15 protein-coding genes are annotated in these 14519 nt (G+C 71.6%); 8 read left to right on the forward strand and 7 right to left on the reverse strand.

Annotation, left to right across the window (positions count from 1 at the left end):
- Nucleotides 1-12: 12 nt before the first annotated feature.
- The 6 genes from ACFYYJ_RS30275 to ACFYYJ_RS30300 all read left to right on the forward strand — a co-directional run bounded on the left by ACFYYJ_RS30275 (nt 13) and on the right by ACFYYJ_RS30300 (nt 6089).
- Nucleotides 13-324 carry an urease subunit beta gene (locus ACFYYJ_RS30275; protein ID WP_376657125.1) on the forward strand — a complete coding sequence of 104 codons (312 nt, stop codon included), beginning with the start codon at nt 13-15 and terminating at the stop codon, nt 322-324.
- The gene (locus ACFYYJ_RS30280) at nt 317-2038 is read left to right on the forward strand and encodes an urease subunit alpha (protein ID WP_385126181.1); all 1722 of its coding nucleotides are present in this window, start codon (nt 317-319) and stop codon (nt 2036-2038) included. The genes ACFYYJ_RS30275 and ACFYYJ_RS30280 overlap by 8 nt, the downstream gene beginning before the upstream one ends.
- 16 nt (nt 2039-2054) lie before the next feature.
- The gene (locus tag ACFYYJ_RS30285) at nt 2055-2729 is read left to right on the forward strand and encodes an urease accessory protein UreF (RefSeq protein WP_389137199.1); all 675 of its coding nucleotides are present in this window, start codon (nt 2055-2057) and stop codon (nt 2727-2729) included.
- A 19-nt stretch (nt 2730-2748) separates the two neighbouring features.
- Nucleotides 2749-3444 carry an urease accessory protein UreG gene (gene ureG / locus ACFYYJ_RS30290; protein ID WP_389137201.1) on the forward strand — a complete coding sequence of 232 codons (696 nt, stop codon included), beginning with the start codon at nt 2749-2751 and terminating at the stop codon, nt 3442-3444.
- Nucleotides 3441-4226 (forward strand): urease accessory protein UreD, encoded by a 786-nt coding sequence (locus ACFYYJ_RS30295; RefSeq protein ID WP_389137203.1) that lies wholly within the window; start codon nt 3441-3443, stop codon nt 4224-4226. The genes ureG and ACFYYJ_RS30295 overlap by 4 nt, the downstream gene beginning before the upstream one ends.
- 246 nt (nt 4227-4472) lie before the next feature.
- Nucleotides 4473-6089 (forward strand): alpha/beta hydrolase, encoded by a 1617-nt coding sequence (locus ACFYYJ_RS30300; protein WP_384593938.1) that lies wholly within the window; start codon nt 4473-4475, stop codon nt 6087-6089.
- Nucleotides 6090-6123: 34 nt separating this feature from the next.
- Here the strand turns inward: ACFYYJ_RS30300 and ACFYYJ_RS30305 are convergent, their stop codons facing one another.
- The 6 genes from ACFYYJ_RS30305 to ACFYYJ_RS30330 form a co-directional block, all read right to left on the reverse strand.
- Nucleotides 6124-6834 (reverse strand): lysophospholipid acyltransferase family protein, encoded by a 711-nt coding sequence (locus tag ACFYYJ_RS30305; protein WP_376657130.1) that lies wholly within the window; start codon nt 6832-6834, stop codon nt 6124-6126.
- 84 nt (nt 6835-6918) lie between these two features.
- Nucleotides 6919-7077: a hypothetical protein gene (locus tag ACFYYJ_RS30310; RefSeq protein WP_384593903.1), complete on the reverse strand. Its 159-nt coding sequence runs from the start codon at nt 7075-7077 to the stop codon at nt 6919-6921.
- 32 nt (nt 7078-7109) lie between these two features.
- Nucleotides 7110-8066, reverse strand: coding sequence for a cytochrome c oxidase assembly protein (locus ACFYYJ_RS30315; protein ID WP_389137205.1), 957 nt, complete (start codon nt 8064-8066; stop codon nt 7110-7112).
- Between the two features lie 99 nt (nt 8067-8165).
- Entirely contained in the window at nt 8166-9191 is a 1026-nt protein-coding gene (locus ACFYYJ_RS30320) for a 6-phosphofructokinase (RefSeq protein WP_385126174.1), read from the reverse strand.
- A 190-nt stretch (nt 9192-9381) separates the two neighbouring features.
- On the reverse strand, nt 9382-10110 hold the full coding sequence (locus ACFYYJ_RS30325) for a type 1 glutamine amidotransferase (protein ID WP_385126173.1): 729 nt from the start codon (nt 10108-10110) through the stop codon (nt 9382-9384).
- 20 nt (nt 10111-10130) lie between these two features.
- Complete coding sequence (locus ACFYYJ_RS30330; protein WP_384593891.1) at nt 10131-11369, reverse strand: MurT ligase domain-containing protein; 1239 nt, start codon at nt 11367-11369, stop codon at nt 10131-10133.
- A 123-nt stretch (nt 11370-11492) separates the two neighbouring features.
- Between ACFYYJ_RS30330 and def the strand changes: the two genes are divergently transcribed.
- Complete coding sequence (def, locus tag ACFYYJ_RS30335; RefSeq protein WP_385360265.1) at nt 11493-12047, forward strand: peptide deformylase; 555 nt, start codon at nt 11493-11495, stop codon at nt 12045-12047.
- 359 nt (nt 12048-12406) lie between these two features.
- Here the strand turns inward: def and ACFYYJ_RS30340 are convergent, their stop codons facing one another.
- Nucleotides 12407-13051, reverse strand: a complete 645-nt coding sequence (locus ACFYYJ_RS30340; RefSeq protein WP_385126170.1) for a TetR family transcriptional regulator — start codon at nt 13049-13051, stop codon at nt 12407-12409.
- A 201-nt stretch (nt 13052-13252) separates the two neighbouring features.
- On the opposite strand from ACFYYJ_RS30340, the gene ACFYYJ_RS30345 reads away from it, so the two are divergent.
- The gene (locus ACFYYJ_RS30345) at nt 13253-14482 is read left to right on the forward strand and encodes an acyl-CoA dehydrogenase family protein (protein ID WP_385126169.1); all 1230 of its coding nucleotides are present in this window, start codon (nt 13253-13255) and stop codon (nt 14480-14482) included.
- The last annotated feature ends 37 nt before the right edge of the window (nt 14483-14519 follow it).

Consider the following 14519-nt stretch of genomic DNA (forward strand, 5'->3'; position numbering starts at 1 on the left):
GGAGTCACCCGCATGATCCCGGGCGAGATCGCCTACGGGGACGGACCGGTGCTCCTCAACGAGGGCCGCCCCGTCACCCGCCTCACCGTGCTCAACGCCGCCGACCGGCCCGTCCAGGTCGGCTCCCACTACCACTTCGCCGAGGTCAACCCCGGCCTCGAATTCGACCGGCTCGCCGCCCGCGGGCTGCGCCTCGACATCGCCGCCGGCACGGCCGTCCGCTTCGAGCCGGGCATCCCGGTCGCGGTGGACCTCGTACCGCTGGCCGGACTGCGCACCGTACCGGGTCTGCGCGGGGAGACCGGAGGGCCGCTCGATGTCTGAGATCTCCCGACAGGTGTACTCCGACCTCTTCGGACCGACCGCCGGTGACCGGATCCGGCTGGCCGACACGGACCTCTTCGTCGAGATCGAGCAGGACCTGGCCGGCGGCCCCGGGCGGGCCGGCGACGAGGCCGTGTTCGGTGGCGGCAAGGTGATCCGCGAGTCCATGGGGCAGGCCCGCACCACCCGGGCCGAAGGCGCTCCCGACACCGTCATCACCGGGGTCGTCGTCCTCGACCACTGGGGCATCGTCAAGGCCGACATCGGCATCCGCGACGGCCGCATCTGCGGCATCGGCAAGGCCGGCAACCCCGACACCATGGACGGCGTGGACCCCGCGCTCGTCATCGGCCCCGAGACCGAGATCATCGCGGGCAACGGGAAGATCGTCACCGCCGGCGCCATAGACGCGCACGTGCACTTCATCTCGCCCACGGTCATCGAAGAGGCGCTCGCCTCCGGGATCACCACCCTCGTCGGCGGCGGCACCGGACCGGCCGAGGGCAGCAAGGCCACCACCGTCACCCCCGGACCCTGGCACCTGGCCCGGATGTTCGCGGCGCTGGAGGCCTACCCGGTCAACATCGGCCTGCTCGGCAAGGGCAACACCATGTCCCGCGAGGCCATGCACTCCCAACTGCGCGGCGGCGCACTCGGATTCAAGATCCACGAGGACTGGGGCTCCACCCCCGCCGTCATCGACGCCTGCCTGAGCGTCTGCGAGGAGACCGGCGCCCAGGTCGCCATTCACACCGACACCCTCAACGAGGCCGGCTTCGTCGCCGACACCCTCGCGGCCATCGCCGGGCGGACCATCCACTCGTACCACACCGAGGGCGCCGGCGGCGGGCACGCACCCGACATCATCAGCGTGGTCTCCGAGCCGAACGTCCTGCCCAGCTCGACCAACCCCACCCGGCCGCACACCGTCAACACCGTCGAGGAACACCTCGACATGCTGATGGTCTGCCACCACCTCAACCCGGCCGTCCCCGAGGACCTCGCCTTCGCCGAGTCCCGGATCCGGCCCTCGACCATCGCCGCCGAGGACGTCCTGCACGACCTCGGGGCCATCTCCATCATCTCCTCCGACTCCCAGGCCATGGGCCGGGTCGGCGAGGTCGTGATGCGCACCTGGCAGACCGCCCACGTGATGAAGAAGCGGCGCGGCTTCCTCCCCGGCGACGGACCCGCCGACAACCACCGCGCCCGTCGCTACGTCGCCAAGTACACGATCAATCCCGCCGTGGCCCAGGGACTCGCCCGCGACATCGGCTCGATCGAGAACGGCAAGCTCGCCGACCTGGTGCTGTGGAACCCCGCCTTCTTCGGCGTCAAGCCCGAAGTGGTCATCAAGGGCGGCCAGATCGCCTACGCGCAGATGGGCGACGCCAACGCCTCCATCCCCACCCCGCAGCCCGTCCTGCCCCGCCCCATGTTCGGCAGCACCGGACGCGCACCCGCCCTGAACTCGCTCAACTTCACCGCGCAGGCGGCCCTCGACGACGGCCTGCCCGAGCGGCTCGGCCTCGCCAAGACCTTCACCGCCATCGAGAACACCCGCAAGGTCTCCAAGGCCGACATGCGCAACAACGACGCCATGCCGAGGGTCGAGGTCGACGCCGACACCTTCACCGTCACCATCGACGGCGAGGCCGTGGAGCCCGCCCCCGCGGCGGAACTGCCCATGGCCCAGAGATACTTCCTCTTCTGATGGGCGGCGCAGTCCGATGAGCCTCGCCGCACTGCTCGTCCTCGCCGACGGCCGCTTCCCCGCCGGAGGGCACGCCCACTCCGGCGGGGCCGAGGCCGCCTGCAAGGCGGGCCGGATCCACGACGCCGCCACCCTGGAGGACTTCTGCCGGGGCCGGCTGCACACCACCGGGCTCACCGCGGCCGCCCTCGCGGCGGCCGCCGCCCTCGGGCTCGACCCGGCCGATCTCGACACCGCCGCCGACGCCCGCACCCCCTCGCCCGCACTGCGCACCGCGGCGAGGAGGCTCGGCCGGCAGCTGCTGCGCGCCGCCCGGGCCACCTGGCCGTCGCCCGAACTGGACGCACTGGCCGCGGCCTTCCCGCGCGGGGCCCACCAGCCCGTCGTGCTCGGCGTCACCGCCCGGGCGGCGGGGCTCGGGCCGCTCGACGCCGCGCACGTGGCGGCGTACGAGAGCGTCAGCGGTCCCGCCACCGCGACCGTACGCCTGCTCGGCCTGGACCCCTTCGAGGCGAGCGGGGTACTGGCCCGCCTCGCCCCCGCGCTCGACGACGTCTGCGTCGAGGCGGCCGCGGCCGCGCTGCTGGCCCGCTCCGAGGGCCTGGGGGCGCTGCCCGCGGCCTCCTCGCCGCTGCTGGACATCTCGGCACAGGCCCATGCCGACTGGCCGGTACGCCTCTTCGCTTCCTGAATCCCCAAGGAGACCCCCCATGCACCTCGACCACGCCGTGACCTATCCCCAGCGGCACGCCCACAGCGCCGACCCGCTGCGGCCCGACGGCACCCGCCGTGCCCTGCGGATCGGCCTCGGCGGCCCCGTCGGATCCGGCAAGACCGCCACCGTGGCCGCACTGTGCCGCGCCCTGCGCGGCGAGTTGTCCATGGCCGTCGTCACCAACGACATCTACACCCGGGAAGACGCCGAGTTCCTGCTGCGCGAGGCCGTCCTGCCCCCCGAGCGGATCGCCGCCGTCGAAACCGGCGCCTGCCCGCACACCGCCATCCGCGACGACATCTCCGCCAACCTGGAGGCCGTCGAGGAACTGGAGGAGGCCTTCCGCGAGAACGGCCGACTCGACCTGATCCTCGTCGAGTCCGGCGGGGACAACCTCACCGCCACCTTCTCCCGCGGACTCGTCGACGCCCAGATCTTCGTCATCGACGTCGCGGGCGGCGACGACATCCCCCGCAAGGGCGGCCCCGGCGTCACCACCGCGGACCTCCTCGTCGTCAACAAGACCGACCTCGCCCCGCACGTCGGCTCCGACCTCGACCGGATGGCCCACGACGCCGCTCACCAGCGCGGTGAACTGCCCGTCGCCTTCCAGTCGCTGCGCGGCACCGAAGGGGTGGGCCCCGTGGCCGACTGGGTGCGCGAGCGCATCGCCGCCTGGGTCGCCCGGTGACCAGTGCTCCGCCCCTCTCCCCGCCCCCGGCGGGCGTACGGGCCACCGCCCGTATCCGCGCGACCGCCGACGGGCGGGGCGGTACCGCCCTGCCGCTGCTCGCCGGCGAAGGACCGCTCGCGCTGCGCCGCACCCGGAGCACCGGAGCCGAGGCCGGAGTGATGCTCGTCGGCGCGATGAGCGCCCCCCTCGGCGGGGACCACCTCACCGTCGAGGCCGCCGTCGGGCCCGGGGCGAGCCTCGCGCTCGGCTCGGCCGCGGCCACCCTGGCCCTGCCCGGCCGCGGCGGAGAACCCGCGCGGTACGACGTACACCTGACCCTGGACGACGGGGCGTCGGTGCGCTGGCTGCCGGAGCCGCTGGTCTCCGTGCGCGGCAGCGAACTACGCGTCCACACCCGGGTGGAGCTGGCCCCCACCGCCCGGCTCCTGCTGCGCGAGGAGCAGGTGCTGGGCCGCAGCGGCGAGGACCCGGGCCTGCTGCGCAGCCGCCTCTCCGTCACCCGCGACGGGCGGCCCCTGCTCGACCAGGACCTCGCCTGCGGACCGGGCGCCCCGAACGGCTGGGACGGCCCGGCGGGCCTCGCCGGACACCGGGTCCTGGGACAGCTCCTCGTCGTGAGACCCGACTTCGCCGAGAGCCCGCCGCAGGCCGGGACGCTGGGGGAGTTCGCGGCGGTGACCCCGCTGGCCGGCCCCGCGGTCCTCGTCACGGCCCTCGCCCCCGACGCGCTCACGCTGCGCACGCTGTTGGAGGAGGCCCGAGCCACCTACGCCTGGTGACCGTGGGGCGAACACGGGACGAAGCAGACACCGCTCAGCGGTACACACGTTTCCGGTTATCGGGTTGGCAAAGAAGTCGAACCGGCTCTGTCGCCAACTCCCGGTAAGGCGCAAGGATCCCCCTGCACGCGGACCGCCGCACCCGGCGGTCCGAGCCGTATCTGACGCAGGGGGATCAACCACGTGATACGCAACGCGGCGCTGGGGAGCGCCGCCACACTGATCACCGGAACGCTGGCGGCGAGCATGCTGCTCGCCACGCCGGCCTCGGCGGCCACCGCCGGCCGTGACAACGGGGTCCCGGAGGCGCTGGGCGTTCAGCTCGCCGCCGCCCGCGCCGCCCGTACCGGGATCGAATGGAAGGACTGCCCGGCCGACTGGGGCTTCGCGGCCCCGATCCAGTGCGGTTGGGTCAAGGTCCCGCTCGACTACGCCAAGCCCTTCGGCAAGACCATCGACCTCGCGGTCGACCGCGCGGTCAGCACGGGCACCAAGGAGGAGCGCCAGGGCGCGCTCGTCTACAACCCCGGCGGCCCCGGTGGTTCGGGCATGCGCTTCCCGCGCCGGTCCACCACCAACAGCCCGTTGTGGGTCAACACCGCCAAGGCGTACGACTTCGTGGGCTTCGACCCGCGCGGTGTCGGACACTCGGCGCCGATCTCCTGCATCGACCCGCAGGAGTTCGTCAAGGCCCCCAAGGCCGACCCGGTCCCGGACTCCGCGGCCGACAAGAGCGCCCAGCGCAAGCTCGCCGCGGAGTACGCGGACGGCTGCAAGGAGCGCAGCGGCGAGATGCTGCCGTACATGACCACTCCGAACACCGCGCGCGACCTGGACGTCATCCGGGCCGCCCTCGGTGAGAAGAAGCTGAACTTCCTCGGCGTCTCCTACGGCACCTACATCGGCGGGGTCTACGCGACCCTGTTCCCGAGCCACGTGCGCCGCATGATCGTCGACAGCGTGGTCAACCCGGCGCAGGACAACATCTGGTACGAGGCCAACCTCGGCCAGGACGTCGCCTTCCAGATGCGCTGGAACGACTGGCAGGACTGGGTCGCCAAGAACGACGCGGTCTTCCACCTCGGCGACACCCGCGCCAAGGTCGAGGCCAAGTACCAGGAGCTGCGCGCCAAGGCCAAGGCGCACCCGCTCGGCGGGGTCGTCGGCCCGGCGGAGCTCATCGGCTTCTTCCAGGGTGCCCCGTACTACGACTCGTCCTGGGTGCCCGTCGCCCAGACCTTCGCGGCCTGGGCCGCGGGTGACGAGCAGGCGCTGATCGACGCCATCGCGCCGGACATGTCGGACACCGCGGGCAACGCGGCCTCGGAGAACGGCAACGCCGTGTACACCGCGGTCGAGTGCGCCGACGCCAAGTGGCCGACCAGCTGGGCCAAGTGGGACCGGGACAACTCCAAGCTGCACGAGAAGTACCCGTTCCTGACCTGGTCCAACGCCTGGATGAACCTGCCCTGCGCGACCTGGAAGTCGAAGCAGAGCAACCCGATCGAGGTCGGCGCGAACGCCAAGCGCGGTCTGCCGCCGGTCCTGATCGTCCAGTCCGAGCGCGACGCGGCCACGCCGTACGAGGGCGGGGTCGAGCTGCACCGTCGCCTCGGCGGCTCGCGTCTGATCACCGAGAAGAACGCCGGCTCGCACGGTGTCACCAGCCTGGTGAACCCCTGCATCAACACGCGGGTGGACGCCTACCTGCTGACCGGCAAGGTCGACGCCCAGGACGTGAAGTGCGACCCGCACGCCACCCCGGTGGCCCCGGCCGCCTCCGCGGCCCGGGCGCTGACGTCCGACGCCGCACCGGCGGACTCCGTGTTCCCGGCGCGTGAGGAGCTCCCGGCCATCCGTTAAGGACCGGGAGCGGCAGTGAGGTACGGGAGGAGGCTCAGCGTGAGGAGCGCCGGGCCTTCTTCCGTGCTTCCTCCTCCTCGGCCTTGACCTCGGCCGCGTACCGGTCGACGTACTCCTGGCCGGACAGTTCGAGGATCGCGTACATGATCTCGTCGGTGACGGCCCGCAGCACGGCCCGCTCGCCCTCCAGCCCCTCGTACCGGGAGAAGTCCAGGGGCCGGCCGAAGCGGATGGTCACCCGCCGGATGTTCGGGATCTTCTGCCCGGGAGGTTGGATCTCGAAGGTTCCGACCATCGCGCACGGGATGACCGGCACACCCGCGCGCAGCGCCATCGCGGCCACGCCCACCTTGCCCTTGTAGAGCCGCCCGTCGTGCGAGCGCGTCCCCTCCGGGTAGATGCCCAGCAGTTCGTCCTTGGCCAGCACCCCCAGCCCCTCCCGCAGGGCTGCCTGTCCGGCGTCCTTGCCGGAGCGGTCCACCGGGATCTGCCCGGCGCTGCGGAAGAACGCGGCCGTCAGCCGCCCCTTCACCCCGGGGCCGGTGAAGTACTCGGCCTTCGCGAGGAAGGTGATGCGCCGCTTGAGGATCGCCGGCATCAGGAAGTGGTCCGAGAAGGACAGATGGTTGCCCGCGACGATCGCGGCGCCCTCGGCCGGGATGTTCTCCAGACCCTCGATCCGAGGTCTGAACAACAGTCGCAACAGCGGACCGAGCAAGACGTGCTTGAGCAAGTGGTAGAACACCAGGCCACTCCCGTCGATGTCCCGTCGTCACGGTCATCCTACGGACGGTGAGCCCGGCCACCCGAGGGGGTGGGCACTACTTGGTCAACCGTTGCGGGAAGCCGCCATGCCGACGGTGATCATCCCCAGCACGATCCAGCCGAACCACAGCCAGCCGTTGCTGCCGAGGGCCACGGAGTACGTGGCGACGGCCACCAGGGCGGCGAAGGTCAGGACGGCCATCGCCTTCACGGATCCGGTCATGCCCCATGGTGGCGCGCGAAGGCGTCGTTCCGCTACTGGCCACGCGCGCGGAGGGAGGCGAGATACGAGTTGTACGCCGCCAGCTCCTGATCGCCGTCCCGGTCGGCGGCCCGGTCGGCGCGCTTCGCCGCCCGCTGCTCCGAGTGGTACCACTGGTACATCAGCGCGATCAGCACCAGCACCGAGGGGATCTCGCTGAAGGCCCAGGCGATGCCGCCGCCCCACTGCTGGTCGAGCAGCGGGTCGATCCCGAGGGAGGCCGGCGGGTTCGAGTACGTCTTGATCATCGGCTGGCTCGCCATCATCAGCGCGATGCCGAAGAAGGCGTGGAAGGGCATGCCCGCGAAGAGCTCCAACATCCGCATCACGTAGCCGGGGCGCTGCGGTCCGGGGTCGACGCCCATGATCGGCCAGAAGAACACGATGCCCACCGCGAGGAAGTGGACCATCATCGCGATGTGCCCGGTCCGGCTCTCCATCAGGAAGTCGAAGATCGGGGTGAAGTACAGCGCGTACAGGCTCGCGATGAACATCGGGATCGTGAACGCCGGGTGCGTGATGATCCGCATGTACCGGCTGTGCAGCAGCATCAGGAGCAGCTCGCGCGGACCCTTGTGGCCGCGCGCGGCGGGCGGCAGGGCGCGCAGCGCCAGCGTCATCGGCGCCCCGAGCAGCAGCAGGATCGGCGTGATCATGCTGATCACCATGTGCTGGACCATGTGCACGCTGAACATGACCATGCCGTAGTCGTTCAGCTTGGTGCACATCACCAGGACGACCGTCAGCACGCCGACCGTGAACGCGATCGTGCGGCCGGTCGACCAGGAGTCCCCGCGACGGCGCAGCCGCAGCACGCCCCACCCGTACAGGGCGAGGCCGATCAGCGAGCCGAACAGGAAGAAGGAGTCGAAGGAGAACTCCAGCCCGCGGCCGAGGGTGAAGGGCGGCAGGTCCATGTTCATGTCCATGCCGTGCCCGCTGTGATCCATCTGTTCACTCCCTTGACCGTGGTGCCCCACCACAGTAGTGCCGCCCCCGGACGCTGCTGCGCGCGGGGGCGGCATGAGGGCAAAAGCCCCCGAAAGGGCTTACAGAACGGTCTGCGCCTCGTCGTAGCGCTGCGCCGGAACCGTCTTCAGGGTCGAGGTCGCCTCGGCGAGCGGGACCATCTCGATCTCCGTGCCGCGCAGCGCCGTCAGCATGCCGAACTCGCCCCGGTGCGCCGCCTCCACGGCGTGCCAGCCGAAGCGGGTGGCAAGCACCCGGTCGTAGGCGGTGGGCGTGCCACCGCGCTGGACGTGGCCCAGGATCACCGGCCGGGCCTCCTTGCCCAGACGGTTCTCCAGCTCCACCGCCAGCCGGTTGCCGATGCCGGCGAACCGCTCGTGGCCGTAGATGTCGGTGCCGCCCTGCTCCAGCTCCATCGAGCCGGGCTTCGGCTTGGCGCCCTCGGCGACCACGACGATCGCGAACCGCTTGCCCGCGGAGAAGCGCTCGCCGACGATCCGCGTCAGCTGATCGATGTCGAAGGGGCGCTCCGGGACCACGATCGCGTGCGCGCCGGCCGCCATGCCCGAGTGCAGGGCGATCCAGCCGGTGTGGCGGCCCATGACCTCGACGACCATCACGCGCTGGTGCGATTCGGCGGTGGTCTTCAGGCGGTCCAGGGCCTCGGTGGCGACGCCGACGGCGGTGTCGAAGCCGAAGGTGACGTCGGTCGACGCGATGTCGTTGTCGATGGTCTTCGGGACGCCCACGATGGGCAGGCCGGCCTGGGAGAGCAGGTTCGCGGCCTTCAGGGTGCCTTCGCCGCCGATCGGGATGATCGCGTCGAGACCGAGGTCCTCGACGTGGCCGCGGGCACGCTCCACGCCGTCGCGCAGGTGCGCGGGCTGGACGCGGGAGGAGCCGAGGATCGTGCCGCCGCGGGCGAGGATGCCCGCCACGGCGTCGAGGTCGAGCTTGCGGTAGTCCGCCTCCAGCAGGCCCTTCCAGCCGTCGAGGAAGCCGATCACCTCGTCGCCGTGGTCCACGACGGCGCGGTGTACGACGGAACGGATGACGGCGTTGAGGCCGGGGCAGTCGCCACCGGAAGTGAGCACACCTATGCGCATGGCAGGAGAGACCTTTGCAACGTGGGCCGACGACCGGACCACGTCGTCCGGTTGGAACTACCCGTCACCCTACAAGCGGAAGGAGGGTGGACTGAACCATCCTCCACATCCCGATCTTCAAGGTCGTACGAACGCACGTCGGCCCGGTTCCCACCAGGGGGAACCGGGCCGACGGTTGGTGCGGGGCGTGCTACGCGGGCTGCGTGGCCGCCGCGATGCGCTCCGCGCGCAGCGCCTCGTACCACCGGTCGTCTATGGGCGGCAGGGCGTTCACGTCGAGGGCCAGCTTGAGCAGCAGGTCCGCGATCAGCGGGTTGCGGGCCATCACGGGACCGTGCATGTACGTGCCGAACACCGTGTCGTTGTACGCGCCTTCGGTGCCGTCGCCGGTGCCGTTGCCGCGGCCCATCGTCACCCGGGCGAACGCCTTCGCGGTCGGGCCGAGGTGGGTCACGCCCTGGTGGTTCTCGAAGCCCGTCAGCTGGGGCAGGCCGAGCCGCGGGTCGATGTCCGCGAGGACGTCGCCGACGCACCGCTCGCCCTCACCGCGCACGGTGACGACGTCGAGCAGGCCCAGCCCCTCCTGGCGCTGGCCCACGTCGTTGACGAACTCCTTGCCGAGGATCTGGTAGCCGGCGCAGACGGAGAAGACGATCGCCCCGTTCGAGACGGCCCGCTCCAGACCGCCGTCGCGCAGCAGGCGCTCCGCGGCCAGCCGCTGCGGCCGGTCCTCGCCGCCGCCGATCAGGTAGATGTCACCCGAGGTCGGGATCGGCTGGTCGCTGCGCACGTCCACGCGCTGCACGTCCAGGCCGCGCTGGCGCGCCCGGCGCTCCACCACCAGGGCGTTGCCCTGGTCTCCGTACGTGCTCAGCAGGTCGGGGTAGACCCACACCAGACGCAGGCTGTTGTCGCTCATGCTCTCTGTCCTTGAGGGTGCTAGTTGCCGACGCGGCGGCGGACGTCCTGGAAGGCGGTGTAGTTCGCGATCAGCTCGATCTGACCGGGCGGCGCGAGCTGCACGGCCTCGTCGAGGGTCTCGCACACCCGGAAGTCCAGCCCCGCGACCTCCAGGCGGACCGCCAGGTCCAGCTTGCGGTCGCCGATCACGAAGATCGGGTGACCGGCCAGGCGCGGGTAGTCCACGTCCCACAGCCAGGAGGTGTCGGTGCCGTCGGCGCCGCGGGCGTTGACCGAGAGGATCACCGGCGTGGGCGGGGGATCGATCAGGGAAAACGTTTCGAGCCAGCCCGCCGGGTTCTTCGCGAGCAGCAGCCGCAGCTCACGGCCCTGGAAGTTCACCACGTCGTAGCGACCGGCGACGGCCTGCACCTGGTACATCCGCTCCAGCGCGACCTGCGGCGGAACGCCGAAGACGGCGGCGACGGCCGCCGAGGTCGCGGCGTTGGCCTTGTTGGCGCGGCCGGGCAGCTGGAGGTGGATCGGCCAGGCCGAACCGTGCGGGTCCAGCACGTGGTCGCCCGAGAGCACCCAGGTGGGGGTGGGGCGGCGGAAACCGCACTCGCCGCAGAACCAGTCGTCGCCCGGGCGCTGCATGACGCCACCGCAGGAGGGGCACGACCAGGCGTCGTCCTTCCACTCCTGGCCTGCCGCGACCCAGACCACGTTCTGCGAGGAGGACGCGGACCACACGATCAGCGGGTCGTCGCAGTTGGCGACGATGACCGCCTTCGAACCTTCGAGGCCCTCGCGCCACTTCTCCGCGAGCATGCGGGTCTCGGCGGCGCGGTCCAGCTGGTCGCGGGAGAGGTTCAGCAGGGCGATCACCTTGGGGGTGACGTCCCGGGCCACGCCCGCCAGGTACTTCTCGTCGACCTCGATGACGCCGTACTTGGCGTCCGAGCCGCCGGCGAGGGCCGAGGTGATGCCGGCCGGCATGTTCGCGCCCAGCGCGTTGGAGACGACCGGACCGCTGGCCCGCAGGGCCTCCGCGATCAGCCGGGTCGTCGTGGTCTTGCCGTTCGTCGCGGAGACGAGGACGACATCGAGATGCTGCGCGAGTGCTCCGAGGAGATCGGGGTCGAGTCTGAGCGCGACCTTGCCTCCGATCACCGATCCGCTTCCGCGTCCCGCGGCCCGCGACACCGCCGCCGCGGCCTTGCCCGCCGTCACGGCCAGCTTGGCCCGCGGCGAAAGCGGCTCCGTGTTGCCTGCCATCGTCCCTTGTCCTCCTTGCGTCGGTCGGCCCCAGCCTATCCAGTACCTGCGCGGGCCTTGACCGCGGCGCCCCAACGCCACGGCAGATCTCCTCATATATTCGCCCGTCGTACCCTTACGGCCATGCGACAGCGCCCCATCCCAGGTACCAACGGTCACGTCCGCACCATGAGCCTCCTGGGCGATCCGGTGCTGCATTCCGCTTGTGCGGAGGTCACCGAATTCGGCCCGTCCCTCGACCGGCTCATCGAGGACATGTTCGCGACGATGTACGCCGCGGAGGGCGTCGGGCTCGCCGCGAACCAGATCGGCGTGGGGCAGCGGGTGTTCGTGTACGACTGCCCGGACGACGAGGACGTGCGGCACGTCGGGCACGTCGTCAATCCGCGGCTGGTGGCCGCGGACGGCGACGAGTTCCTCGGGCCGGAAGGCTGCCTGTCCCTGCCGGGGCTGGAGGCGGGGACGGCGCGGTTCGACCGGGCGGTCGTGGAGGGGGTCACGTCGGACGGCGCCCCCGTGCGGATCGAGGGGACCGGGTTCTTCGCGCGGTGCCTGCAGCACGAGTGCGATCACCTTGCCGGTGGGGTGTACGCGGACCGGGTGACGGGGCTCCGAGCCCGTCGCCTGCGGCGCGCCATCCGTAAGACCCCGTGGGGCGCGGCGGCCCTCACCGACTAGCCGGGCCCCGGCCCGGCCCGGCACGGCCCTCCTGGCCCCGCCCCCGGCGGTTCCGGCCCGGACTCTGGGCCTTCCGGCCCGCACCCCGGCTCCGTCGGCCGGTGCCCTGGCCGTGCCGGCCCGCGCCCCGGTCCCGGCACGTGTCCCGGCTCTGCGAGCCGCCGCTCGGCTGTGCGGGGCGAAATCCGGCCCCTCCGGCGTTTGAGGAGCGGGGTCTGGGGCGGAGCCCCAGGGAACCCGGCTCCGCCGGGCACCGGGCTCTGCCCGGCCCCTCCCCCAGCTACCGCTGGGGGTGCCCCCTTCCTCAAACGCCGGCGGGGCTGGATGTGCCCGGTCTCGGCCGGCGTAGCCGGAGGGGGTCAGAAGCCCGGGCCGTTTTCGCGGTTGCCGGCGGTGGAGAGGCGGCCCCAGAGGAGGTCCGTGAGGGCGGCCACCAGTTCCGCGCGCTCGCAGGGCCGTTCGCCCAGCCACCAGTCGCCCGCCGCGTGCATCATGCCGACGATGCCGTGCCCCCAGACACGGGCCAGCCGCTCCCCGCCCGGGCCGAGGTCGACCCGTTCGCCGATCACCTGCGCCAGTTCCTCGCCGAGCCTGCGCAGCAGCGGCGCCGAGTGCAGGCCCACGTCGAACCCGCGCTCCGTGCTGTGGGAGTCCTCGGCCGGGTGCATCAGGAACCGGTAGACCTGCGGGCGGGCCTCGATGGCGGCGAGGTAGGTGTCCAGGGTGTGCTCCACCCGGCTCCGCCGCTCCGCCGGGGCGTCGAGCGCGGCCCGCAGGGAGTCCAGCAGGGCGTCCGTGTGCCGGACGGCGAGCGCCTGGTAGAGGCCCGCCTTGTCGCCGAAGTGGCGGTAGAGGATCGGCTTGGTGATGCCCGCCTCGGCCGCGATGGCGTTCATGGAGGCCTTGGGGCCGTCCCTGAGCACGACCCGGTCCGCCGCTTCGAGCAGTTCCCGGCGCCGGCGATCGGCCGCGCCGGGCTCGCCGGCCTGCTGCGTGGTCTCCATGACGTGTTTCTCTCCCCGCCCTTGCGATGTGCGTGACGCCCACGCAACGTAACACCCCGCACACCCCGTCGATCCAATCGGCCGTACCTCCTTCGGCCGTGCTTGACAGTGCTTACTCACCGGTAACAGACTGTGGTCATCGTGCTGGTTACCGCTAGTAACCCGTGCTGGACGAGAACGAGTAGGACAGGTGGAGGGGACATGGCGGAGTTCACCATGGAGCTGAGCGAGGACCAGAAGCAGGTGCAGGAGTGGATCCACGGCTTCGCCGCCGACGTGATCCGCCCGGCCGCCGCGGAATGGGACGAGCGCGAGGAGACTCCCTGGCCCGTCATCCAGGAGGCGGCCAAGGTCGGCATCTACTCCCTCGACTTCTACGCCCAGCAGTTCTTCGACCCGACGGGCCTCGGCATCCCGATGGCGATGGAGGAGCTGTTCTGGGGCGACGCGGGCATCGCCCTGTCCATCGTGGGCACCGGACTCGCGGCCATCGGCGTCGTCGCCAACGGCACCGAGGAGCAGATCGGCACCTGGATCCCGCAGATGTACGGCACCCCGGACGACGTGAAGGTGGCCGCCTTCTGCTCCTCCGAGCCGGACGCCGGATCGGACGTCGGGGCCATGCGGACCCGGGCCGTCTACGACCAGGCCAAGGACGAGTGGGTGCTGAACGGCACCAAGACCTGGGCGACCAACGGCGGCATCGCCAACGTCCACATCGTCGTGGCCGTGGTCGACCCGGAGCTGGGCACCAAGGGGCACGCCTCCTTCATCGTCCCGCCGAACACCCCGGGGCTGTCGCAGGGACAGAAGTTCAAGAAGCACGGCATCCGCGCCTCGCACACCGCCGAGGTGGTGCTGGAGGACGTACGGGTGCCGGGCTCCTGCCTGCTCGGCGGCAAGGAGAAGCTGGACGAGCGGCTGGCGCGGGCGCACGAGCGGGCCCGCAGCGGTGGCGGCGAGCGCGTCAAGAACGCCGCCATGGCCACCTTCGAGGCCTCCCGACCGGCCGTCGGCGCGATGGCGGTCGGTACGGCTCGCGCGGCGTACGAGGTGGCCCTGGACTACGCGAAGACCCGTACCCAGTTCGGGCGCCCGATCATCGACAACCAGGGCGTGGCCTTCCAGCTCGCCGACATGAGGACGCAGATCGACGCCGCCCGACTGCTGGTGTGGCGCGCCTCGTGGATGGCGGTCGCGGGCCGGCCGTTCACCTCGGCGGAGGGCTCGATGTCGAAGCTCTTCGCGAGCGAGGTGGCCAAGAAGGTCACCGCCCAGGCGGTCCAGATCCTCGGCGGCAACGGCTTCACCCGGGAGTACCCGGTGGAGCGGATGCACCGGGACAGCGCGATCTACACGATCTTCGAGGGGACGAGCGAGATCCAGCGGCTCGTCATCGCCCGCACCCTCTCCGGCATGCCGATCCGCTAGCGGCCCGCCTGGCGTGGCGTCCCGGACACCCCGCGGT

The organism is Streptomyces sp. NPDC002467, from assembly GCF_042889825.1.
Lineage (GTDB): Bacteria > Actinomycetota > Actinomycetes > Streptomycetales > Streptomycetaceae > Streptomyces.

Coding starts and splice junctions, on each gene's coding strand:
- ACFYYJ_RS30330 (WP_384593891.1), bottom strand. CDS start 11,369: ATGGCAGGCAACACGGAGCCGCTTTCGCCGCGGGCCAAGCTGGCCGTG.
- ACFYYJ_RS30275 (WP_376657125.1), top strand. CDS start 13: ATGATCCCGGGCGAGATCGCCTACGGGGACGGACCGGTGCTCCTCAAC.
- ACFYYJ_RS30340 (WP_385126170.1), bottom strand. CDS start 13,051: ATGGAGACCACGCAGCAGGCCGGCGAGCCCGGCGCGGCCGATCGCCGG.
- ACFYYJ_RS30325 (WP_385126173.1), bottom strand. CDS start 10,110: ATGAGCGACAACAGCCTGCGTCTGGTGTGGGTCTACCCCGACCTGCTG.
- ACFYYJ_RS30345 (WP_385126169.1), top strand. CDS start 13,253: ATGGCGGAGTTCACCATGGAGCTGAGCGAGGACCAGAAGCAGGTGCAG.
- def (WP_385360265.1), top strand. CDS start 11,493: ATGCGACAGCGCCCCATCCCAGGTACCAACGGTCACGTCCGCACCATG.
- ureG (WP_389137201.1), top strand. CDS start 2,749: ATGCACCTCGACCACGCCGTGACCTATCCCCAGCGGCACGCCCACAGC.
- ACFYYJ_RS30280 (WP_385126181.1), top strand. CDS start 317: ATGTCTGAGATCTCCCGACAGGTGTACTCCGACCTCTTCGGACCGACC.
- ACFYYJ_RS30310 (WP_384593903.1), bottom strand. CDS start 7,077: ATGACCGGATCCGTGAAGGCGATGGCCGTCCTGACCTTCGCCGCCCTG.
- ACFYYJ_RS30315 (WP_389137205.1), bottom strand. CDS start 8,066: ATGGATCACAGCGGGCACGGCATGGACATGAACATGGACCTGCCGCCC.
- ACFYYJ_RS30285 (WP_389137199.1), top strand. CDS start 2,055: ATGAGCCTCGCCGCACTGCTCGTCCTCGCCGACGGCCGCTTCCCCGCC.
- ACFYYJ_RS30300 (WP_384593938.1), top strand. CDS start 4,473: ATGCTGCTCGCCACGCCGGCCTCGGCGGCCACCGCCGGCCGTGACAAC.
- ACFYYJ_RS30320 (WP_385126174.1), bottom strand. CDS start 9,191: ATGCGCATAGGTGTGCTCACTTCCGGTGGCGACTGCCCCGGCCTCAAC.